The 20675-nt window shown below is 70.1% G+C and carries 25 protein-coding genes and 1 tRNA gene; 11 read left to right on the forward strand and 15 right to left on the reverse strand.

All coding sequences use genetic code 11. The features are described 5' to 3' along the window. Positions 1-17: 17 nt before the first annotated feature. The 3 genes from ACXJY8_RS15205 to ACXJY8_RS15215 all read right to left on the reverse strand — a co-directional run bounded on the left by ACXJY8_RS15205 (position 18) and on the right by ACXJY8_RS15215 (position 2592). A complete protein-coding gene (locus ACXJY8_RS15205; protein ID WP_463770264.1) occupies positions 18-536 on the reverse strand; it encodes a hypothetical protein in 519 nt (172 codons plus the stop codon). Beyond that, positions 526-1479: a ParA family protein gene (locus ACXJY8_RS15210; protein WP_463770266.1), complete on the reverse strand. Its 954-nt coding sequence runs from the start codon at positions 1477-1479 to the stop codon at positions 526-528. The genes ACXJY8_RS15205 and ACXJY8_RS15210 overlap by 11 nt, the downstream gene beginning before the upstream one ends. Positions 1480-1959: 480 nt before the next feature. Continuing rightward, positions 1960-2592, reverse strand: coding sequence for a 2OG-Fe(II) oxygenase (locus tag ACXJY8_RS15215; protein ID WP_463770268.1), 633 nt, complete (start codon positions 2590-2592; stop codon positions 1960-1962). A 194-nt stretch (positions 2593-2786) separates the two neighbouring features. Here ACXJY8_RS15215 and ACXJY8_RS15220 point away from each other — a divergent pair, with 194 nt between their 5' ends. Next, positions 2787-3080 carry a hypothetical protein gene (locus tag ACXJY8_RS15220; RefSeq protein ID WP_463770270.1) on the forward strand — a complete coding sequence of 98 codons (294 nt, stop codon included), beginning with the start codon at positions 2787-2789 and terminating at the stop codon, positions 3078-3080. A 134-nt stretch (positions 3081-3214) separates the two neighbouring features. Next, positions 3215-5326 carry an ABC transporter ATP-binding protein/permease gene (locus tag ACXJY8_RS15225; RefSeq protein ID WP_463770272.1) on the forward strand — a complete coding sequence of 704 codons (2112 nt, stop codon included), beginning with the start codon at positions 3215-3217 and terminating at the stop codon, positions 5324-5326. Positions 5327-5329: 3 nt separating this feature from the next. Here ACXJY8_RS15225 and ACXJY8_RS15230 read toward each other — a convergent pair whose 3' ends face one another. Genes ACXJY8_RS15230 through ACXJY8_RS15240 form a run of 3 tightly spaced genes read right to left on the reverse strand, consistent with a single transcriptional unit; the run spans position 5330 to position 6928 of the window. Next, the gene (locus tag ACXJY8_RS15230; RefSeq protein ID WP_463770274.1) at positions 5330-6046 is read right to left on the reverse strand and encodes an LrgB family protein; all 717 of its coding nucleotides are present in this window, start codon (positions 6044-6046) and stop codon (positions 5330-5332) included. Continuing rightward, positions 6043-6441 (reverse strand): CidA/LrgA family protein, encoded by a 399-nt coding sequence (locus tag ACXJY8_RS15235; RefSeq protein ID WP_463770276.1) that lies wholly within the window; start codon positions 6439-6441, stop codon positions 6043-6045. The genes ACXJY8_RS15230 and ACXJY8_RS15235 overlap by 4 nt, the downstream gene beginning before the upstream one ends. 13 nt (positions 6442-6454) lie before the next feature. Beyond that, positions 6455-6928: a tellurite resistance TerB family protein gene (locus ACXJY8_RS15240; protein WP_463770278.1), complete on the reverse strand. Its 474-nt coding sequence runs from the start codon at positions 6926-6928 to the stop codon at positions 6455-6457. Between the two features lie 225 nt (positions 6929-7153). On the opposite strand from ACXJY8_RS15240, the gene ACXJY8_RS15245 reads away from it, so the two are divergent. Together ACXJY8_RS15245 and ACXJY8_RS15250 are read left to right on the forward strand one after the other, a co-directional pair. Then, a tRNA-Thr gene (locus ACXJY8_RS15245) sits at positions 7154-7229 on the forward strand. A 239-nt stretch (positions 7230-7468) separates the two neighbouring features. Continuing rightward, on the forward strand, positions 7469-7678 hold the full coding sequence (locus ACXJY8_RS15250; RefSeq protein WP_463770280.1) for a hypothetical protein: 210 nt from the start codon (positions 7469-7471) through the stop codon (positions 7676-7678). Positions 7679-7750: 72 nt separating this feature from the next. Here the strand turns inward: ACXJY8_RS15250 and msrA are convergent, their stop codons facing one another. Together msrA and ACXJY8_RS15260 are read right to left on the reverse strand one after the other, a co-directional pair. After that, complete coding sequence (msrA, locus tag ACXJY8_RS15255; RefSeq protein ID WP_463770282.1) at positions 7751-8269, reverse strand: peptide-methionine (S)-S-oxide reductase MsrA; 519 nt, start codon at positions 8267-8269, stop codon at positions 7751-7753. Between the two features lie 202 nt (positions 8270-8471). Then, positions 8472-8741 carry a hypothetical protein gene (locus ACXJY8_RS15260; protein WP_463770284.1) on the reverse strand — a complete coding sequence of 90 codons (270 nt, stop codon included), beginning with the start codon at positions 8739-8741 and terminating at the stop codon, positions 8472-8474. Between the two features lie 226 nt (positions 8742-8967). Here ACXJY8_RS15260 and ACXJY8_RS15265 point away from each other — a divergent pair, with 226 nt between their 5' ends. Together ACXJY8_RS15265 and ACXJY8_RS15270 are read left to right on the forward strand one after the other, a co-directional pair. Then, on the forward strand, positions 8968-9459 hold the full coding sequence (locus ACXJY8_RS15265) for an antibiotic biosynthesis monooxygenase (protein ID WP_463770286.1): 492 nt from the start codon (positions 8968-8970) through the stop codon (positions 9457-9459). 250 nt (positions 9460-9709) lie between these two features. Continuing rightward, positions 9710-10090 carry an energy transducer TonB gene (locus ACXJY8_RS15270; RefSeq protein ID WP_463770288.1) on the forward strand — a complete coding sequence of 127 codons (381 nt, stop codon included), beginning with the start codon at positions 9710-9712 and terminating at the stop codon, positions 10088-10090. A 2-nt stretch (positions 10091-10092) separates the two neighbouring features. Here the strand turns inward: ACXJY8_RS15270 and ACXJY8_RS15275 are convergent, their stop codons facing one another. The 4 genes from ACXJY8_RS15275 to ACXJY8_RS15290 form a co-directional block, all read right to left on the reverse strand. Then, positions 10093-10389, reverse strand: a complete 297-nt coding sequence (locus ACXJY8_RS15275) for a hypothetical protein (protein ID WP_463770290.1) — start codon at positions 10387-10389, stop codon at positions 10093-10095. A 123-nt stretch (positions 10390-10512) separates the two neighbouring features. Beyond that, positions 10513-11808, reverse strand: a complete 1296-nt coding sequence (locus ACXJY8_RS15280) for an arsenic transporter (RefSeq protein WP_463770292.1) — start codon at positions 11806-11808, stop codon at positions 10513-10515. A 63-nt stretch (positions 11809-11871) separates the two neighbouring features. Further along, the gene (arsC, locus tag ACXJY8_RS15285; protein ID WP_463770294.1) at positions 11872-12297 is read right to left on the reverse strand and encodes an arsenate reductase (glutaredoxin); all 426 of its coding nucleotides are present in this window, start codon (positions 12295-12297) and stop codon (positions 11872-11874) included. Between the two features lie 13 nt (positions 12298-12310). Further along, positions 12311-12658 carry an ArsR/SmtB family transcription factor gene (locus ACXJY8_RS15290; RefSeq protein ID WP_463770296.1) on the reverse strand — a complete coding sequence of 116 codons (348 nt, stop codon included), beginning with the start codon at positions 12656-12658 and terminating at the stop codon, positions 12311-12313. A 47-nt stretch (positions 12659-12705) separates the two neighbouring features. On the opposite strand from ACXJY8_RS15290, the gene arsH reads away from it, so the two are divergent. The 3 genes from arsH to ACXJY8_RS15305 all read left to right on the forward strand — a co-directional run bounded on the left by arsH (position 12706) and on the right by ACXJY8_RS15305 (position 15113). Next, positions 12706-13503 carry an arsenical resistance protein ArsH gene (arsH, locus tag ACXJY8_RS15295; protein ID WP_463770298.1) on the forward strand — a complete coding sequence of 266 codons (798 nt, stop codon included), beginning with the start codon at positions 12706-12708 and terminating at the stop codon, positions 13501-13503. A gap of 83 nt (positions 13504-13586) precedes the next feature. Continuing rightward, the gene (locus ACXJY8_RS15300) at positions 13587-13913 is read left to right on the forward strand and encodes a DUF2171 domain-containing protein (RefSeq protein ID WP_463770300.1); all 327 of its coding nucleotides are present in this window, start codon (positions 13587-13589) and stop codon (positions 13911-13913) included. A 234-nt stretch (positions 13914-14147) separates the two neighbouring features. Then, a complete protein-coding gene (locus ACXJY8_RS15305; RefSeq protein ID WP_463770302.1) occupies positions 14148-15113 on the forward strand; it encodes an esterase/lipase family protein in 966 nt (321 codons plus the stop codon). Between the two features lie 204 nt (positions 15114-15317). Here ACXJY8_RS15305 and dps read toward each other — a convergent pair whose 3' ends face one another. Next, a complete protein-coding gene (dps, locus tag ACXJY8_RS15310) occupies positions 15318-15869 on the reverse strand; it encodes a DNA starvation/stationary phase protection protein Dps (protein WP_463770304.1) in 552 nt (183 codons plus the stop codon). A gap of 659 nt (positions 15870-16528) precedes the next feature. On the opposite strand from dps, the gene ACXJY8_RS15315 reads away from it, so the two are divergent. Then, positions 16529-17815, forward strand: coding sequence for a glycosyltransferase family 4 protein (locus tag ACXJY8_RS15315; protein ID WP_463770306.1), 1287 nt, complete (start codon positions 16529-16531; stop codon positions 17813-17815). A gap of 26 nt (positions 17816-17841) precedes the next feature. After that, on the forward strand, positions 17842-18666 hold the full coding sequence (locus tag ACXJY8_RS15320) for a WecB/TagA/CpsF family glycosyltransferase (RefSeq protein ID WP_463770308.1): 825 nt from the start codon (positions 17842-17844) through the stop codon (positions 18664-18666). A gap of 14 nt (positions 18667-18680) precedes the next feature. On the opposite strand, the gene ACXJY8_RS15325 is transcribed toward ACXJY8_RS15320, so the two are convergent. Both ACXJY8_RS15325 and ACXJY8_RS15330 read right to left on the reverse strand, forming a co-directional pair. After that, positions 18681-19817, reverse strand: coding sequence for a glycosyltransferase family 4 protein (locus tag ACXJY8_RS15325; protein ID WP_463770310.1), 1137 nt, complete (start codon positions 19815-19817; stop codon positions 18681-18683). Beyond that, complete coding sequence (locus ACXJY8_RS15330; protein WP_463770312.1) at positions 19817-20599, reverse strand: polysaccharide deacetylase family protein; 783 nt, start codon at positions 20597-20599, stop codon at positions 19817-19819. The genes ACXJY8_RS15325 and ACXJY8_RS15330 overlap by 1 nt, the downstream gene beginning before the upstream one ends. Between the last annotated feature and the right edge of the window lie 76 nt (positions 20600-20675).

Below are 20675 nucleotides of genomic sequence, written 5' to 3' on the forward strand. Positions count from 1 at the left end.
CCGACACGAGCGACGGGTCAGCCGCCCTTCTTCTTGCCGCGCGACGCCTTTGCCGCGATCCCCTTTGGATGGGGCTTCTCGGTCCGATCGTGGTCCTTCCCGTCCCAGGATGCTGTGAAGGCAGGACTCCCGAGAGCGCGGGTGACCTCCCGGCCCTCGGCGGCGGATCTGGACCGGCGTTGAGGACCCGGCTTCGACGACTTGATCGCCGGTTCGGCACCATGGGCGAGATCGGCCAAGCGGCGTCGCAGCCAGTCCGTCTGAGCGAGCTTCGCGTCGGCGTGGTGCTTGTCGAAGCGCCCGATCAAGGCCCGCACCTCGGCCTCGGTGAGGCCGTCGACGATCAGGGCGTAGGTTTCCGAGCCCAGGCACTTGCGCACCCGCCGCAGGCCGTCGAGCGTCAGATTCCTGGCCTTCAGTTGCTTGACCACCAGGGCCCGGACCGTCTTGGCGAGGTCGGCCCGAATATCCGGAAAGACCTCCGGCGCGTGCGCGATCGCCCCGAGGGCGACGAAGCCATCCACGTCAAGCGCCATCGAAGACCCCTTTCACTTCCGCGACCAGCGGGATGAGGATGGTTGAGACATGGACCCCGTACTTGCCTGAGAACGTGGGCGGATCCCGGCGCGGCATGAGCGCTTCGGCAAGGGCTGCCGCCTGGGGTATACGCGTTGCGAAGAGACGGAACCCCGCGTCCTCGGCACTCGCCTCCGCCTGGAGCCGCGCGAGCGTGTGTCGGTGCTGACGGACCTGCTGCTGATACCGCGTCACCAGGACGTGAGGTTGGCGCGGCGGCACGACGGTGCTGCGCCGTCGACCCTTGTCACCCCACACCGTCTGAACGAAGGCATCGAGCCCATAGGTCGAGAGGTAGTCCGGGATCGACGTCACGATCACGAGGTCGGAGCCGCGGATCGCGACCTCGGTCATCGGGGAAATGCCCGGCGCGCAATCGAAGAGGACGTAGTCGTAGCGCTCGGTGAGCGGAACGAACTCCTCCTGGAAGATTGTCGTGAGCTTTCCCTCGATGGCGTGCATCGAGAAACTACGCGCGGTGAGCTCATAGATGATCTCCCGCTCCACGAGTCGAAGATACGGCCCGGCGGGGAGCAGCGCGAGCGCCAGAGGCCGATTCTGGTGCATCGTGACGCTGACCTGATCCCGGATGCGAGGCGCCAGGAGCGGCTTTTCTCGGCTCACGAGCTTGAGGGCGAGATACGCCTCCAGGGTACGGCCCCGGGCGATCATCTCGGCAAGCACGCTTTCTCCGGCGAGACAGACCGAGACACTGGCCTGCGGATCGAGGTCGACGACCAGCACCGAAGCTCCGTCCGCAGCCAAGGCCTCAGCCAGCATGACCACCGTCGTCGTCTTGCCGACGCCGCCCTTCATGTTCGCCACGGCGATGAGCCGGCCGCCGCTCCGGCCCGAGCGCGTGAATCCACCGATGTCCGTCTCTTCCGGCTGCTTCTCCTGCAAAGTCGTCTCCCGTCGCCGTCGGTCGGTCCAGCGCGTTATCGACCGGCAAATCGGGCGATCCGGACACGCGAATCACGCACGCTGCTCGGCCTGATGCCTCGCATGTCGCTTTTCGACAGGCACCCCTGCATAGTCACGCCGAGGCACAGTTGTCAGGGGCGAGAGACTTTGTTTTTCAGATGAGGAGCGTTCTCTGCTCACGCGTCATCGACAGGTTCGCAATTGCGGCGCCTTCGATCTTCGTTGCATGAAGGGGGTTTAGCCTGCACGACAACGGGGCGCGGTGGCCGGTTCCCGCCCGTGAGCACAGGGCCGACACCAGAGGCGCCAGCGGCAGGGAACCCGACGGTACGCGGTCAAGGATTCGGTGGGTCGGCGATCCGTCGTACTGCCGACCTCGGGAGGATCAGGTCCACGCTCGCTCGATCGATGGGCCCCGGTCGGCGATGACCGGGGCTTCTGCGGGGCCTCTGAGCGAAGTCAGCGGCCGAAGATACCCTTCAGGAACTGGGCAGTCCGGTTGCGCTTCTTCTTGCGCTCGAGTTCGGTGGCATCCTTGACCCAGGCCACCTGGACCACCCGGCGCTCCCCCTCGAACGGCTCGTGGCCGTGCCAGGAATTGTCGGCGCGCAGGAAGGCGAACATCGTGCCCATGGTGGGCGGAACTTCGACCGCGAAGGGCTCATAGTTCTTGCCGTCGTAGAGCACCCGCAGGCGGCCGGCGGCCGGGGCGTCCCAGGCGTCGTTCATGTAGATCAGCATCGTCATCACCTTGGACGGGCCATCGGTGTGGATCGAGCCGTATTTCAGCTGGCTGCGCTTCATGATGGTGGTGAGGCGCGGGCAGGAGACGAGGTCGATGCCGAACTTCTCGCCCATGATGCGTGAGAACTCGTCGCTCTCGAGTTCGTCGATCAGCGCCTTGAAGCGGCCCTTCAGAGCCACCTCGTCCACCGTGAGGTAGCCCGGCTTGGCGATCGCGGGGAAATCCTGACGGATGTCCTCGACGGCGTCGGGCTTGAGGACGTCATTGCCGAGGAAGAAGCTGTAGGGCTCACGCGAGACCGGAGCGGCCCGCACGGCATCAAGGTTGAGGATCGACAATCCCGTCATGGCTTCGACGTTCGTCCGTTCGGGCGCGCCGGGCCGGGTTCGGGCGGTCGCGCGCTGGGTGGAGCGCCCCTGCGGGGACGCAATCCCGGTGGATAGAGCGCCCGATTGCGGCAAGCGGACGGCAACCCCTTTCCGCGCCACGCGGAAACTGCCATGCTTGACGGTATCGAAACCGAAAAGTGGCGCCGAGTATCGTGACGAGACGCCTCGCACTTGCCTTCTGCGCCGCCCTGGCGACGCCGGCCAGTGCCCAGAGCCCCCTCTCGACAACCCAGCGTATGACCTGTGCCGACGCGATGGCCCTGGTAAAGAGCCGGGGCTCCGTTTCCATCAGTTCCGGTGGTGTCCCTGAGCGCTTCGTGCGCGACCGCGGGCAGTGCCATCTCACCGAGATCGCGGAGTTGCGCTTCGTGCCGACCCGCGACAATCCGGAATGCCCGATCGGCTATCGCTGCCGCGAACCGGAATTCGGCGACTGGGACTGGTAGGGAGGTCGTCGGCGTCCGGCTCCTGCGCCGCAGGAGAGCGCCACGATCTCGCCACGACCCGCCTGCAATGCCGGTGGAGCGGCAGCCCCCCGAGGGTATGCCGCCCGACGATTTCAAGGGATGGGGAGACGCGCGTGGCCGTATTGAGGACAGGCCTCGGCCTGCAAGCCGCCATCACGGCGCTCTTCGCCCTCGCGCTTCTCCTACTGCCCGGCGTCTCCGCGCCCATCTACGTCAGCCTCAGCGGCCTCGCCATGGCGGGCATCCTGCTCGCGTCGGGTCGGCTCTCGTCCTACCTGAAGGTCTTCGTCTCGGTCTACGGGATCGGCTACCTGTTCCTGGCCGGGGCCAAGCAGCTGGCGGCCATGGGCTTCCTACCGCCGACGCTGGCCGCCCTGCTGCCGCCGAGCTTCGCCGCCACCGGTGCCGTGGTATTCGCCGGCATCGTCCTGGCGATCTCGTATCTCGAGCCGATCCGGGCGATCACGCTGATCGCGGACCCCTACTTCGCCACGACCGACAAGCCGACCCGCGAGATCGGCCCCTTCCGCCTCTTCGGCAACACCGAAGGCAAGGTCGGCCAGCGCCTGGTCGCCCTGTCGATCTTCATCACCTTCGCGCAGGTCGCCCTGCAGCTGCGCCTGAACTTCTGGTTCCGTGACCTGTTCAACGCCTTGCAGGAATACAACGCCGACGCCTTCTGGTACCAGCTCGTCTGGGTGTTCGCACCACTCGCCACCGTCTGGGTGGTGGTCGGCATGTTCGATACCTTCGTCGATGCCACCCTGCACATCCGCTGGCGCACCTGGTTGACGCGCAGCTTCTACGGCCGATGGCTGGATGCCGGGACCCATTACCGGGTTCCGTTCACCGGGGAGAGCGCCGACAACCCGGATCAGCGCATCCAAAGCGACATCAACCTCTTCATCTCGCAGACCACCACCCTGTCGATCCGGCTCCTGTCGCAGGCCGCGACCCTGGTCTCATTCATGGTCATCCTGTGGGGTTTGTCGCGCGACTTCGTGCTCCCCTTCACCGATACGGTGGTGCCTGGCTTCCTGGTCTGGCTGGTGGTCGGCTACGCCGTGGTCGGCACCTGGCTCACGCATGTCATCGGCCGCCCGCTCATCGGGCTCGACTTCCGTCAGGAAAAAGTGGAGGCGGATTTCCGCTTCTCCCTGGCCCGTACCCGCATCTACGGGGAGCAGATCGCGCTCCTGCGCGGTGAGCGCGCCGAGACGGTACGCCTCGGCAGCCTGTTTCACGCCATCGTCGACAATTACCTCGACATCATCGTGCGGCGGATCAAGCTCGGCAGCTTCACGCTGTCCTACAGCCAGATCAGCGTGGTGTTTCCCTATATCCTCGCCGCCCCGTCCTACTTCCTGAAGAAGATCACCCTCGGGCAGTTCCAGCAGACCGGCGACGCCTTCAGCAGCGTGCAGTCGTCGCTGTCGTTCTTCATCAATTCCTACGTCACCATCGCGGCCTACCGCGCCAACACGAACCGTCTCTCCTCGTTCAAGCTGGCAATGACCAAGGCCGAGGCGATCGGCGGGACCGGCGAAGGCCTGTTCCAGGGCAACGACACCAAGGGCGACGTCACCGCCTCGCAGCTGAGCCTCGCCCTGCCCGACGGACGCGAGATCGTGTCCGCCGACGACCTTACCATCGCGAAGGGCGGCACGACGCTGCTCACCGGTCCCTCGGGCTCGGGCAAGTCCACCCTGTTCCGCGCCATCGCGGGCATCTGGCCCTTCGCCAAGGGACGGATCGACCTGCCCAAGGGGCAATCGGCTCTCGTGCTGCCGCAACGGCCCTACATCCCGCTCGGCACCTTGCGGGGTGCCGTCGTCTATCCGAACACCACCGACATGTTCCCGGACGAGGCGATCCGCGATGCTCTGGTGGCCGCCCAACTGCCGGCGCTGGTCGATCGCCTCGACGAAGTGGATGCCTGGGATCAGCGTCTCTCCGGCGGCGAACAGCAGCGCCTCGCCGTGGCCCGTGCGGTCCTAGCCAAGCCCGATTGGCTGTTCCTCGACGAGTCCACCGCCGCCCTCGACGAGCCGAGCGAAGCCGCGATCTACCGGATGCTGCGCGAGCGCCTGCCCGGCACCACCATCGTCTCCATCGGGCACCGCTCGACGCTGCACGATCTCCACGACCGGCGCCTCGACATGCAGCCGGCCAATGATGGACGGTTCGTGCCCCGGGAAGTGCCTTCGCCGGTCGCCGCGGAGTAACGCTCAGCGCAGAAACGTCACCGCGATCGGAGCCAGGATCGCGGTGAGGAAGGCGTTGAAGCCGAGAGCGATGCCCGCGAAGGCGCCCGCCACCTCGTTCACCTGGAAGGCACGCGCGGTGCCGACGCCGTGCGCTGCGAGCCCGGCGGCAAAGCCCCGCGCCCGCATGTCCCGGATGCGGAGGGCGTTCATGAGGGGCGTGACGAGGATACCGCCGGTCATTCCGGTGAGCATGACGATGACCGCGGCGAGCGTCGGGTCGCCGCCGAGGGTCTGGGCGATGCCCATGGCGACGCCGGTGGTCACGGATTTCGGCGCCAGGGAGATGATGACGTCGCGTGGGATGCCGAAGGCCCGCCCCAGCAGGAGGGCCGAGGCGAGCGCCACCACCGAGCCGACCGCGAGTGCTGCCAGCATCGGCGCCAGGGAGCGCAGCACCGTGGCGCGATATTCGTACAGGGGAATCGCCAGGGCGACGGTGGCCGGTCCGAGCAGGAAGTGCACGAACTGGGCACCCTCGAAATAGGTGGCGTAGGGGGTCCTGGTGAGCTCCAGCACGGCGGCGGTGAGCGCGATGGCGATGAGCACCGGGTTCGCCAGGGGATGGCGACGGGTGGCCTGGGCGATCCTGTCGGCAACCACGTAGGCCAGAAGCGTCACGGTCAGCCACAGCAGCGGCGTCCGCGAGAGATAGACCCAGACGGCGAAATCTCCGGTCATGGCCGCGCCTTCGGTTTGGCGAGCCAACGCGACACGGCCACGAAGGTCAGCGCCGTGGCGGCGAGGGTTGCGACGGTCGAGACCAGCACCACCAGGGCCAGGGCGACGCCATGCACGGCGAGCACATCGAGGCGCCCGACGATCCCCGCGCCAGCCGGGACGAACATCAGCGAAAGGTTGGCGAGCAGGCCCTTGCCGGTGGCTTCCAGGCGTCCGTCCACCAGGGGGGCCGCCAGCACCCGGGGAGCCAGCCGAGGCGCGGCATCCCGCAAGACGAGGAACAGCAGCAGCAGCGCCAAGCCGATCAGCGGCCCAGGCACCGGCAGGTCTGCCGCTCGTGCGAGGGCTTCGCCAATGAGCTGCGCCAAAAGGATCAGGGTGAGACTGAGGATCATCCGGGCGGCGCGCTCAGCCGAGGGAGGCCTGTCCCTCGGCTGCGCTGCGCCGGGCCTCGCCGATGGCGGCCTCGTCGAGTCCGAGAAGACCGCCGAGGCGCTCGACCAGGGCTTCCTCGAACTCGTGGACGCTGCCGTCGGCCCCGGCCACGGACCACGCCATGGCGAGGAGTCGCGCACGCCGGTCCAGGCCGACCTCGTAACCGATCAACTCGACGAGCTGCGACATGTCGCGGGTCTGCGCGTCGAACGCGGCGGCGCGGGCGATCAGGGCCTCCGCCTCGACCCGGCTCTGGGCGAAACGCCCCTCGACGAGGCGGCCGAGGCGCTCTGTCTCCTCCGGTGCCAGGATACCGTCGGCCCGCGCGACGTGCACGAGAAGCGCGATGGCTGCGAGGCGCTCGTCGGCTTCTTCGGCGGGCGCGTCATGGCTCCCGAGACCAAAGGATTCGGCGGCATAGGCGCGAAGGCGGGCGAGCAGCGACATGACAATCCTCGGAATGCCCCGAATCCTTCGTGGGCGACCGCCGGGCCGTCAAGCAATCGGTCCCTCGGCGGCGGCGATGCGCCGGCACCGTGTCCATGGCGCATCGCTTTTCGCGCCGCATTCCGAGCTACGCGGGACCGGTCCCAGCTTGCCATCCGACGCGGCGCCCGATATGACCCTCCCCCGAACGGTCCCCTCGGGTTTCAGATCCCGATACGGAATCGCGCCGCAATAGCTCAGCTGGTAGAGCACCTCATTCGTAATGAGGGGGTCGGGGGTTCGAATCCCTCTTGCGGCACCATCGTTCCTTTTCCGAACGCTCATCCGTAGGTCGCTGCGTCGGCAGCCCGCACGTGCGCGTGCTCTGGGGAAGTGACGTTCTCGGGACAAAATGCGCGGGCGAGAGTATTTCCGCTGCGATGGCAAGGATTTGGTCCCCGCCGAACCCCAAACCCTGCTCCGGGCCGGCGCCGGAACATCGGTCTGAACGGGGACTTGGTGTTCCGTGTCGGCAATCAGGCCGAGCCGCGAGGAATGTCCATGTCGAGCGATACCGAAACGCACCGCGACCTGATTGCCGGCCTCAAAAATGCGATGGGCAAAGGCGACGGGTCCTTCGAGGAAGCGGTCACGCGCGCGTTCGAGCACGTGTTCGACCATCTGGGCCGCTTGAATTCCCACGTGTCGCTGGGTGGTCCGGGTGGGCAGGAGCGCCCGCTGAAGCCGGGCGAGTCCGAGACCTTGCGTTAAAGTCCGCCCTCGTCCGATTCAGCGTTGCAGGATCGATCTCCCGCCCCTGGGTCGGGGCGAGAGAGCGACCGATCAGGCGTCCTGAGCCACCGTCGTGCGGACGGGAAGGCGCCAGTTCGGACGGATGAAGTGGCACGTGTAGCCGTCCGGGCGACGCTCCAGATAGTCCTGATGCTCCGGCTCGGCCTCCCAAAACGGGCCGACCGGGGCCAGCTCCGTCACCGCCTTGCCGGGCCAGAGGCCGGACGCATTCACGTCCGCGATCGTCTCTTCGGCGACCTGCCGCTGGGTATCGTCGGTGTAATAGATCGCCGAGCGATAGCTCAGACCGCGGTCGTTGCCCTGCCGGTTGGGCGTAGTCGGATCATGGATCTGGAAAAAGAATTCCAGCACACGGCGGAAACTGGTGCGCTCCGGATCGTAGATGATCTCGATAGCCTCCGCATGGGTGCCGTGGTTTCGATAGGTGGCATTCGGAACGTCTCCGCCCGTGTAGCCGACACGGGTCGACACGACGCCCTCCTGGCGCCGGATCAGGTCCTGCATCCCCCAGAAGCAGCCGCCTGCGAGGACTGCGCGTTCTTGGCTCATGGTTCACTCCAGCTCGAAGCCCGATGGCGATGCCGGATAGATAGGGAGGCCGCCGGCATTCTGCCCCCTCCCGGCGATGTCGCGGTCCGCTCGCCCAGGCAAAAACCGTCGCTGAAGCCCGGCGGGTGCGCGGGACGCCGGAAACGACGACGGCGGAGCTTTCGCCCCGCCGCCCGATATTTTCGATCTGACGAACCGCGCCCTAACGGGCCGTCCCTCCGGAGGTACGACCATACTGCCAGACCGGGAAGCTGTTCTGCTCGGCATTTCCCTCCTGAGCGGAGGAGGGGCGGCGGCCGTAGCCGATGGACCCAGTGGTGATCTCGTCTTCGGCGCGGACCTCGTGCCCGCCGGGCGCAACGACCGCAGAGATGCCGGCGGGCGCGGTGTAGCTCTGGTCCAAGGCGGGCGACGATGCGGCAGCGACACTCAGGATGACAGCAGCAACAGTTGAAACAAGACGCGTGTTCATAGCACAATCCAATCAGGTTTGCGCGGTCTCCGTCGAAGGGCGGCTGGCCGTGACTTGTTGAGTGACCTTGACCTAGGCTCACCTAAGTCAGACCGCAGTGCCGTTTGGCACGTCTGCACCGTTCGAACATTTAATCGTGCCACGTTCCGCTCGGGATAATCGTATCAAGGCGGATCCGGCATCAGCCGTACGAAACGGATTCGGCCGGCTCCCGTCCGAACTCGCGATGCCCTATCCTGTGCGCCGGACCGACTCGTCGATGATCTCGGAGAGCAGGCGCGACGTGCCCTTCATCAGCATCACACGCCTTCGGATCCGCTCCCTGCGCTTCCTGCCGGGCTTTGCCGTGCACACTCTGCGCTCCCGGAAGCAGGTCCGGCACGCGCCGGGGTTCCGCGAAGGGGCGGTGCTGGCCGACCACGATTGGGCGTTCTGGACCATGACGGCCTGGGACGACGAGGCGGCCATGCGCCACTACATGACGAACGACGCCCATCGTCAGGCCATGCCCCGGCTGATCCACTGGTGCGACGAGGCCTCCGTCGTTCACTGGACCGAGTCCGAGGCGGGGCTTCCCTCCTGGGCGGAGGCCGATCGACGGATGCGCCTCGAGGGCCGCCCGTCGAAGGTCCGCCATTCCAGTGCGGAGCACGGCGCGCTGAACTACCGCTCGCCACGCCTGACACGGAGCGGCCCGATCAAACCCGCCGGGGCGTGACGGGGAAGCGACAGCTCCTTCCTGCGCGGGCGCCTTCGCGGTGCCCGGGCGCACATCCGGGCCCTCGGCACGGGTGCATCAAGAGAGCGGCCGCCATCGCCCCCTCGGCGGCCAGAACCAGCGGCGCAGCGGCCCACAGGCCCTGCGCCGTTCGGCTTTCCGCCCGGTGCGCCGGAGCTCTCCCGCCGGCCCGGGGGCGCCCACGGGGCACCGGACCGTCCTTCTTCGCCTGCGTTCCGGGAGGATCGTGATGAAACTGCGCCCGCTCGCCCGCTCGATCGGCTTCGGCGCGGCCCTGCTGGTCGCTTCGGCGACGCTGGCCCGCGAGCGGACCGCTCCCGAGGTGCAGGCCTGGGTCTCGAACGTCATCGCGAAGATCGATGCCGCCGATCGGGGGCGACCGGTCCCGGGTCGGCGGAGCGGGGCCGGGACCGTCGTGGTCCGGGTCCAGATCGCGGCGGACGGCTTCGTCAACCGGGTGGAGATCGAGCGCAGTTCCGGCGTGGCCGCGCTCGACGAGCGCGCCCGAAGCCTGGTCAGGGCAGCCGGGCCCTTCGGACCGCCGCCCACGCCCCTGCTGACGCCCGCCGGGACGACCGACCTCAGCTTCCCGATCCGGCTTGATCGTTGACGCTACAGGGGTGCGAAATCGGGCGCCGGCGGACCGGACTGCGCGGCGGCGGCGATGGCCGGATCGACGCTCCACCCTTCGGAGCGAGGCCCGGAATGGGCGCCGATCAGGAGGCTGCGCTGGGTGCGCATGATCTTCAGGAGCCGCTCCGTCCGACGGAGTTCCTCCTGCGTCTCGGCGGCATCCCGCTCCTCCGCGAGCAGGACGGCGATGTGGATCATCTGCTCGACCCGACGCTGCTCGGCCGTGGCGATGATCCGCTCGACGGCGGCAAGCCCCTCCTCCCATGCCGCCCTCATGCGCCACCCTCAGAGCCCGCGGTGAGCGGGCAGGTTCGGGCATCGCCCCGGATCGCGCATTCACGATTGTTGATCGGGCGGCGATTTACCGGACCGGACGGGCGGCCGCCGCGCCAGCAATGCCTAGGGCGTGCCGAGGAGCGGGAGCCAGATCGCCAGGGCGAGGAGGGCCGCCAGCAGCACCGGCGGGGTCAGGACGAGACCGACCCTCAGGTACTGGCCCCAGGTGATGCGCTGGCCCTTGGCGGCGAGGACGTGCAGCCAGAGCAGCGTCGCGAGGCTGCCGATCGGGGTCAGTTTCGGGCCGAGATCGCAGCCTATCACGTTGGCGTAGATCATCAATTCGCGGATCAGGGGCGACAGGCCGGGGGCCTGCTGGATCGAGAGGGCGCCCACCAGGACGCTCGGCATGTTGTTCATCACGGAGGACAGCAGGGCGGCGGCGACGCCCGTCCCGAGGGTGGCGGCGACCGGTCCCGCATCGGCGAGGCGGACGAGGCCCCGGGCGAGGAGTTCGGTGAGCCCGGCATTCTTCAGGCCGTAGACCACGAGGTACATCCCGAGGCTGAACAGCACGATCTGCCAGGGGGCCCCGGCCAGGACCTTGCGGAGCGGGATCACCCCGCCGCGGCCGGCGACGGCGAGCAGCAGAAGGGCGCCGGCGCCGGTGACGGCGGAGACCGGGACGCCGAACGGGGCGGTGACGAAGTAGGCAGCGAGCAGCACGGCGAGGAGCGGAAAGGCCGCGCGGAAGACCCCGGCATCGCGGATGGCGCCGCCCGGGGAGTCCAGTCGGTATACGGCATAGGTCGCGTCGAGGTCGCGCCGGTAGAACAGCCACAGCACCGCGAGGGTCGCGGCGAGCGAGACGAGGTTCACCGGCCCCATCACGGCGGCGTAGCGGCCGAAGGAAATCCCGAAGGCATTCGCCGAAACGATGTTGACGAGGTTCGAGATCACCAGGGGCAGGCTGGTCGAATCCGCGACGAACCCGCAGGCGACGATGAAGGCCAGCGCCGCCGCCGGCCGGAACTCCAGCCGGAGCAGGATCGCCAGCACGATCGGCGTGAGCAGCAGGGCGGCGCCGTCATTGGCGAAGACGGCCGCGATGGCGGCCCCCAGCAGGACCACCAGCGGGAACAGCCGGCGGCCGCGTCCGCCGCCCCAGCGGGCGACGTGCAGGGCGGCCCAGTGGAAGAAGCCGGCCTCGTCGAGGACGAGCGAGATCACGATCAGCGCCACGAAGGTGAAGGTGGCGTCCCAGACGATATGCCAGACCACCGGGATGTCGCCGGGCTGGATCACCCCGCAGGCCAGCGCCACGGCGGCGCCCGCGAGCGCGCTCCACCCGATCCCGAGGCCCCGCGGCTGCCAGATGACGAGGGTCAGGGTGACGGCGAAGATGGCGAGGGCGAGCATCGGTTCGTCTTGTCCGGATGGATTGTCGTGGCGCGAGACCTTGCGAGATCTCGATCCCGGCGGTCAGGGGCCCGGAACGGGCCGTCCCCGCGCGTCGACGACGGGGGCGCCGTCCTCCTTGGCGAAGGCCCCCTGCTGGGGCGGCAGCAGGGCGAGCACGGTCTCGGAGGGCCGGCACAGGGCGACACCGAGGGGGCTCGCCACCAGGGGACGGTTGAGGAGGATCGGGTGGGCCGCGATGGCGTCGAGGAGCCGGTCGTCGGAGAGGGCCGGGTCGTCGAGGCCGAGTTCGGCGTAAGGGGTGCCCTTCTCGCGCAGGAGGTCGCGGATCGTGAGGCCCGCCCGCCCGGCGAGGCGGCGCAGCAGCGCCCCGGTGGGCGGCGCCGTGAGGTAGGGGACCACGTGCGGCTCGATGCCGGCGTTGCGGATGAGGCCGAGCACGTTGCGGGAGGTGCCGCAATCCGGGTTGTGGTAGATCACGACGTCCATCGGGTACGCTCCATCAGGCGCTCTCCGGGCAGCAGGCCGACAGGGCGGCGACGGCGGGGGCGCAGACCTCCGGCCGGCCCTGGCAGCAATCGCGCATCAGGAACTGGATCAGGGCCGACAGGTCCGGATAGGCGGCGCTGTAGCGGATCGAGCGGCCGTCGCGCCGGGCGGCGACGAGCCCGGCATGGCTGAGTTCCTTCAGGTGGAACGACAGGTTGGTGGCCGAGACCCCGACCGCCTCGGCGAGGAGCCCCGCCGGCATGCCCTCGGGCCCGGCGGTGACGAGACGGCGCACGATGCGCAGGCGGTGCGCCTGGCCGAGGGCCGCGAAGGCGGCGACGGCTTGCCCCTCGTCCATCATGATGTCAATGCTTCAAACATCATTGAACAGTAGAGGACCCGCGCGCCTTGGACAAGACGCTTCCCTCCGACGAGACCGTTCGCACACAGCCGGCACAGCCCTTCGCCGACGGGCTGCCGGCGCTGAGCGCCCCGCACTTCGCCGTGCCGGAAGCCGGGGATCTCGGCCTCGCCCGGACCTTCGCGCACGCCCCGCGCTTCCTCGTCCTCTACGGCTCCCTGCGCGAGCGCTCGTTCAGCCGCTTCCTGGCCTACGAGGCCGCGCGCCTCCTGGAGGCGATGGGGGGCGAGGTGCGGATCTACGACGCCCACGGCCTGCCGTTGCCGGACGACGCCCCCGCCGACCATCCCAAGGTGCGGGAGTTGCGCGCCCTCTCGGTCTGGTCCGAGGGCCAGGTCTGGGTCAGTCCCGAGCGCCACGGGGCCATGACCGGGGTGATGAAGGCGCAGATCGACTGGCTGCCGCTCTCGGAGGGCTCGGTGCGCCCGACGCAGGGGCGGACGCTCGCGGTGATGCAGGTCTCCGGCGGCTCGCAATCTTTCAACGCGGTCAACGGCCTGCGCGTACTCGGGCGCTGGATGCGGATGATCACCATCCCCAACCAGTCCTCGGTGCCGATGGCCTACAGGGAGTTCGACGAGGCCGGCCGGATGAAGCCGGGGCCGCTCTACGACCGGGTGGTCGATGTCTGCGAGGAACTGGTGAAGTTCACGCTGCTGACCCGCGAGCGGGCCGACTACCTCGTCGACCGCTATTCGGAGCGCAAGGAGCGGGTGGAGGAGCCCGCGCCGGAGCGGCTCCGGGGGGTGGCCGCCGATATCGGCTTCGGACCCCGGCCCGCCTGAGGCCCCGTGGCGAAGCGCCCCCGGCGCGAACCACGGCAGCGCCGGGTCGTTGTGCTGGAAAGGTCGCGGAGCGAAACAGGCACATGGCAGAGCCATCGGACAGCACGGCGCAGGGCGCCGCAGAGCCAGGCGTCACAGAGGCAGGCGTCACCCAGGAAGGCGTCACGGCGCAGGGGATCTCCGCGCAGGACATCCGGGCGCACATGGAAGTGCGCTCGTCGGACGGGCTGCATGTCGGGACCGTCGACCACATGGAGGGCGACACCCTGATCAAGCTGACGCGGTCGGACCCCGCCGCCCATGGCCGCCACCACCTGCTGCCGCTGTCCTGGGTCGAGCGCGTGGACGAGCACGTCCACCTCACCGCCACCGCGGCCGATGTCCGGGGCTACTGGGAAGATGCCGGCTGAGCGGCATCGTCCCCGGGCGACCATTCGTCCGGTCGCCCGTCGCGCGCGCGGCCCTATCTTGCCGAAATCGTGTCGCGGTGAAGACTTGCAGCCGGTACCCGTGGCAAGCCAAGACTTGCGGTAAGTGAAGACGCGCGGTGGGTTAAGACTCGCGGTGGGTGAAGACTTGCGGCAGCCCCTTGGCAAGAAGACGTGCGATCACCCGGCCCGGGCGACAGGGAACCTTCGGACATCATGGAACGGCCCAGCGTCATCATCGGCATCCACGGCTTGGCCAACAAGCCGCCGGTCGATGAGAAGACGCGCTGGTGGCGGGACGCCATCGCCGAGGGGCTGTCGCGCAATGCCGGCCTCGACGCCGCCTTCCGCTTCGCCTTCGTGTACTGGGCCGACCTGCGCTACGAGGCGCCGCTCGCCAGCGACGCCATCGCCGAGCCCTACCGGCCGCAGGCGGAGGCGGGCCCCCTCCCCACCGAGGCCGAGGCCCCGGGCCTGACCGGGCAGGACCTTCTCGCCACCCTGTATGCCGGGATCGACCGCATCGAGGAGGCCACCGGGATCACCCTCGTCGACGACGTCATCCTCGAACACCGCTTCGACGACCTCTGGCACTATCACGGCGAGCGCGCCTTCGCGGCCGAGGTCCGGACCCGCCTGAGCGAGCGGCTGGCCGAGTTCCACGACCACCGCATCCTGCTGGTCGCCCATTCCATGGGCTCGGTGATCGCCTACGACGTGCTGCGGCTCCTGGAGCGGGAGCGGCCGGACCTGCGGGTCGACCATCTCGTCACCGTCGGCTCCCCCCTCGGCCTCGCCAAGGTGAAGATGAAGATCGCCGACGAGTTCGGCGAGACCCGGGTCCCGGCCAACCTCGACCGCTGGACCAATCTCGCCGACGGCAACGACATCGTCACCCTCACGGGCACCCTGGCGGAGGATTACGGGCCGAGCGAGTCCGGCGTCGCGGTCGCGGATCACCGGGTGGTGAACGACTACCGCCGCCCGACGGGCGAGGCGAACCACCACAAATCCTACGGCTACCTGCGCACGCCGGAGTTTTCGGACATCGCGCGGGAGTTTCTGGAGCGGAAGTCCCTGGAGCGGGAGTGCCTGGAGCGAGAGTGCCTGGAGCGAGAGTGCCTGGAGCGGGAGTGCCTGGAGACCGAGGCGCGGACGGCCACGATCGCAGGAGGGTCGTGACGGCGGACGCTCCGCGCAAGCCCGGGCGGCACGGGATTGGCCGGAGCCCGGTGTGCCGCCCCGGGTCAGCGCGGGCCGCCCGCGCGGGTTCGCCGTGATCCCGGACCGGGGGATGCGGTCGGGGGCTCCCGTCCGCGGCGACCGGCCCACGAAAAAGGGGACGCCTCGCGGCGTCCCCCTTCACTCACATCCCGTGAAAAACGCTCAGCGCTGGCCGGCGTGGTCGCCGTCGCGCATGGCGCCCGTCGGCTCCTGCACGTGGGCCTCGAGGAACCAGAGCTGCTTGTCGACGCCGCGCGAGACCTCGGTGAGGAGATCGGCGGTGCCGGCATCGCCCGCCTCGTCGGTGTCGTCGATGTTCTGGCGCACCGCGTTGGCGTAGACGCCGTAGCGGTCGATCAGGGCAGCCAGGTGGTCGGCGATGGCGTAGGCGTCGAGCGGGTAGGCCTTCAGCTGCGAGGCCGAGGCCACCGCCTGGGCGGTGCCGCGGGCGGTGCCGCCGAGCTGGGTGATGCGCTCGGCGACCTTGTCGTTGTAGTCGTCGAGCTCGGTCCGGAAGCCGTCGAGCATCTCGTGAATGCCGATGAACTGCGGTCCCTTCAGGTTCCAGTGAGCCTGCTTCACGTCGAGGGCGAGATCGATCCCGTCCGACAGGCGCGCGTTCAGCACGTCGATCGAAACCTTCTTCGCGTTGGACTTGGTGCCGTTCTGGGTCTCGTGGAGACGCTGGTTTCCGGCTTGTGTCTTATCGGCCATTCGGATCGTCCTTCGAGTCTCGTGGAGGGCGTGCCGCGCGACCCGCACCCGGGGGGCGGTCGCAGCGCCGAGCCTTCCGATTTCGGCTGAACGTGATCTCGGGCAGGCGGCGGCGGGCGTCCCCTGCGCGATCAGTCTGGCCAATAACGACAGGCTTCGGCCCATGTTCCTGCCGTGACGCCGTCGCGGGGCCGTTCCCGGTGGATGACGGCCCAGGCATGCGACCTCCGCATGGCCACGCCCGGAGGCCGCCGATCACCGCCGGCCGCCCTCCGGAAGGCGATCGTCAACCATAAATTGATGTCGCCGGCCCGGCGGCGAACGACGTCGCCGGGCCGGCGTTGGCCGACAACAGACGGACGGACGCGGGAGGCCGTCGTTCATCTTGACTGACGTATCCCTGTCCTTGCTCCCGGCCCCGACCCGCGCGCCGTCCCGAGTCTCTCCGCCGACCGAATCTTGATCTCGGTTCGTACGGCGGCCCGAAAATTCGACGTGGTAAGACAAAGGTGAACGGCGGTGCGGCGAGAACATCGACACCCGGTGACAATTCTTAAAGCTGGCGCGATTAATCTTGCAAAGGATCGGCGACTGCCTCAGGTTCGCCGTCCGCTTCGCCGGCAGCGCCGCTGCCACCGCACCGGGCATGGCATGTCGCGATGATGGATCCAGAAATCGCACGAAGCCGCCCGGAGCGCGGGCTGTCCGCGCCGGCCGTGCGCGACGTCGCAGCCGTGCCCGACGTCGTCGCCGCGCGCGAGCCCGCGCCCCTGCGCATCCTCGTGGTGCACAACCGCTACCAGGTCCGCGGCGGCGAGGATTCGGTGGTGGCCCAGGAGGTGGCGAGCCTGCGCCGCGCCGGGCAGACCGTCGAGACCCTGTTCTTCGACAATGCCGCCATCCGCACCGGCTGGGACCGCCTGCGCACGGCCTGGGAGGCGCCGCACGCCCCGCGCGGGATCGCCGCCGTGGTGGCGGCGGTGCGCGCCCTTCGCCCCGACGTGGTCCACGCCCACAACGTGTTCCCGCAGGTCTCGCCGGGGATGCACGCCGCGGTGCGGGCCGAAGGGGTTGCCACCGTGCAGACCCTGCACAACTTTCGCGTGACCTGCGCCAACGGCATCCTCATGCGCGAGTCTCGACCTTGTGAGGATTGCGTGGACGGCTCCCCCTATCGGGCGGTCCGGCACGCCTGCTATCGCGGCTCCCGTCTGGGATCGCTGGCGGTGGCGCGAATGATCGACGTGCACCGGCGGGCCGGCACCTGGCGGCGGGACGTCGACCGCTTCATCGCCCTGACGCCCTTCGCCCGCGACCGCTTCCTCGCCGCCGGGCTGCCGGACGACCGCATCCGCATCAAGCCCAACGGTCTCGCCGATCCGGGCCTCGACACGCGGGCGCCGCGGGCCGGCATCCTGTTCGTCGGGCGGCTCGTGCCCGAGAAGGGCATCGGCACCCTGATCGCGGCCGCGCGCCTGAGCCGCGCGCCGATCACGGTGATCGGCGAAGGCCCCGAGGCGGAGGCCCTGCGGGCCGCGCCCGGCCTCACCGTCCTCGGCCCCCAGGACCGCGAGGCCGTGCAGGCCGCGATGGCGCGGGCCGCCGCCCTGGTGGTGCCCTCGCACTGGTACGAGGGCCTGCCCATGGTGATCGCCGAGGCCTACAGCCTCGGCACCCCCGTCGTCGCCTCGCGCATCGGCGCGCTGGCCGACCTCGTCGCCGACGGCGGCACCGGCCTCCTGGTGCCGCCGCGCGATCCCGCCGCGCTGGCCGCCGCCCTCGACCGGATCGTCGACGACCCCGACGCCGCGCGGGCGATGGGGGACCGGGCCCGGCGCGCCTACGAGCGCGACTGGACCGAGGCCGCCGTCACCGCGCGCGCCCTCGCGATCTACCGCGAAGCCATCGCCTCCCGTTCCACCGACACAGCCCGGGCCGCCGCATGACGCGCCCCCTCACTCCGGACAGAGACATGCCTGCGCGCGCTTGGGGCCACGATCCGGATGTTCCGCACTTCCTCCTGGGCGGCGTCCCGGTCTCGATCACGGACATGGGCGGGCTCGTCGCCGCGCTGCGGCGGCGCCTGAGCCGGCGCGCGCCCGCCCCCGGCACCTTCGTGGTCTTCCGCGATGCGCACGGCATCGTCCGGGCCCAGGACGAGCCGGAGGTGCGCGCGGCCCACGACGCGGCCCTCCTGGTCTGCGCCGACGGGCGCCCGCTGGCCTGGGTCGGGCGCCTGCGCGGCCACAGGGCGATCGCGCAGGTGCCGGGCATCGAATCGGTCGAGGCGGTGTGCCGGGCCGGCCTCGAGGCGGGCTGGCGCCACTTCTTCCTCGGCGGCGGACCGGGCGTGGCCGAGCGGCTCGCCGCCGAGATGGCCCGGCGCGCGCCGGGCCTGGCGGTGGCCGGCGCCGAGACCCTGCCCTACCGGCCCCTGACCGAGCCGGAGGCGCAGGACCTCTACGGGCGCCTGCGCGCCAACGGCACCCAGATCCTGTGGATCGGCCTGAGTACGCCCAAGCAGGAGCTCTTCATGCAGGCCCACACCCCGTTCCTGCCGGGGGTGGTCGCCATGGGGGTCGGGGCGGCCTTCGACGTCAATATCGGCGCGATCCCGCGCGCGCCCCGGATGATGACCCGGTGCGGGCTGGAATGGCTGTTCCGCCTGATCCAGGAGCCCCGGCGCCTGCGCGCCCGCTACGCCCAGGTGGTGCCGCGCTTCCTCGCCATCGTGGCCTTTGACCGCGCCCGCCGGGCCAAGCGGGCGGCGCCGCCGGACGGGGTCCGGTCGGTCTGAGGCTCGGGCAGCCCTCAGCCGAGAAAGGGCGCGAGGGCGTCGAGATAGGCCCGCGTCGCCGTCTCGAGGGAGAACCGCGCCAGGGCCGGGGCGGCCCGCGCCTGCAGGGCAGCGCGCAGGGCCGGATCGTCGAGGAGCGCCAGCGCCTCCTCGGCCCAGCCCTCGACGCTCATCGGCCGGACATGGCCGCACGCCCAGGGCTCGACCAGCTCCCGCGCCGCGCCGGAATGCGGCGAGGCGAGCACGGACGCCCCGCTCTGCAGGGCCTCCTGCAGGACGATGCCCCAGACGTCGCCCCGGCTCGGGAACAGGAGCAGCCGCGCCGAGGCGTAGACCGCGCCGAGATCCCCCTGCTGCACGAAGCCGTCGAAGCGCGCCGCGATCCCGGCCGCCGCGAGGCGCGCCTCCATCTCGGCGCGCAGGGGGCCGTCGCCCGCGACCCGGACCCGCAGCGGCCGGCCGCGGTCCCGGCAGGCCAGGACCACGTCGGTGAAGAAGCGCGCGCCCTTCACCTCCTCGTTGAGGATGCCGCAGAACAGGAGGTCGTAGGGGCGGTCCGCGTCCGGCGTCGCCGCCGCCGGGCCGGGGTCCCAGGCGGGAAACAGCGGGGCCAGGGCGAGGCGGTCGGGGGGCAGGCCGTAGCCTTCGAGCAGGGCGAGGCTGCCCGCGCTCGCCCCGAAGCCGAAGCGCGCGCCCGGCACCAGCAGGCGCCGCATGGCCCGGTGCGGCCGCGAGCGCCGGCCCGGATCGGTCTCGGGCACGCCGTCCGTGCGCAGGCCGTAGGGCACGCCGAGGGCCCGCGCCGCGGCGGCGGCCATCAGCATGGTGGGGGCGAAGTCGTTGACGACGAGGACGCTCGGACGCAAAGCCACGAGGCGCGGCACGATGGCGGGGTTGACGTAGAGGTTGCTCACCGCGCTGCGGTAGCGGCGCAGGCCCGGCACCACCGCGAAGCGGTAGGCCTCCGGCTCGGGCATCTCCCATTGCCGGGCGGCCTCGCGGGCGCTGCAGGCGAGGACGTGGAGCGGCCGGTCGAGCAGGGCGCCGAGGCGCTCGTAGAGCCGGTGCATGTAGGGCGCCCGGGCGCCGATCGCGATCACGACGGGGCCGTCGCGGCGCCCCGGCGCGGGGCGGCTGGCGGGCCGGCTCATCAGACGGCGCGCGCCCGGCCCCGGCCGCCCACGAGGGCGTCGATCTGGTAGAGGCCCCAGTCCGGCTCGAGCACGTGGCGCGGCATCAGCATGCGGTCGTCCGGGCCGCGGGCGACGCCGCGGCGGGTGGTGTGGAAGCTGCGGTAGCCGGCGTCCCGGGCGAGCGCGGTGTCGCGCGCCGGGTCGAAATCGGTGCCGGCGACGCCCCAGGGGCAGGCGAAGTCCCGAACCGGGCGGCCGGTCATCGCCTCGAGGTCCCGGCGCGAGCGGGTCAGTTCCTCGCCGACCTCCGCCGCGGTCAGGCGCCCGAGATTGCGGTGGGTCGCCGAGTGCGAACCGACGTCGAGGCCGGCCGCGAGCCAGTCGGCCACGGCGGCACGGTCCATGTAGCCGGCCCGGTCCCCGCCGGGCGGGGCGTCGACCCAGTCGCTGACGAGGAACAGGATCGCCGGGACGGCCAGCCGGCGCAGCACCGGCAACGCCACGGCGTGGTTGTCGGTATAGCCGTCGTCGAAGCTGACGAGGAAATACCGGCCCTGGTCGAGGGCGCCGCGTGTCACGAGGTCGGCGGCCCGGTCGGCCGTGACGAACGTGCCGTGGCGGCCGAGGAAGCGCAGCTGGCGCTCGAAACGCGCCTGCTGCGCCGGGGCGACGTGGTGGTAGCAGAGGGTGTAGAGCCCGGGCGGCGCCGCCGCCATCGACCGGGACAGGGCCCGCAGGCGCAGGGCCGCCTCGCGCAGGACGGGCGTGTCGCGGATGACCTGTTCGAAAGTCCTGGGCATGGCCCGGTCTTAGCAGGTCGCGGACAGATCAGCACCCGGCGGACGGATCGGCCGCTCGACAATCGCCAACAGCGTT

The sequence above is a fragment of the Methylobacterium sp. TK31 genome (assembly GCF_055361545.1).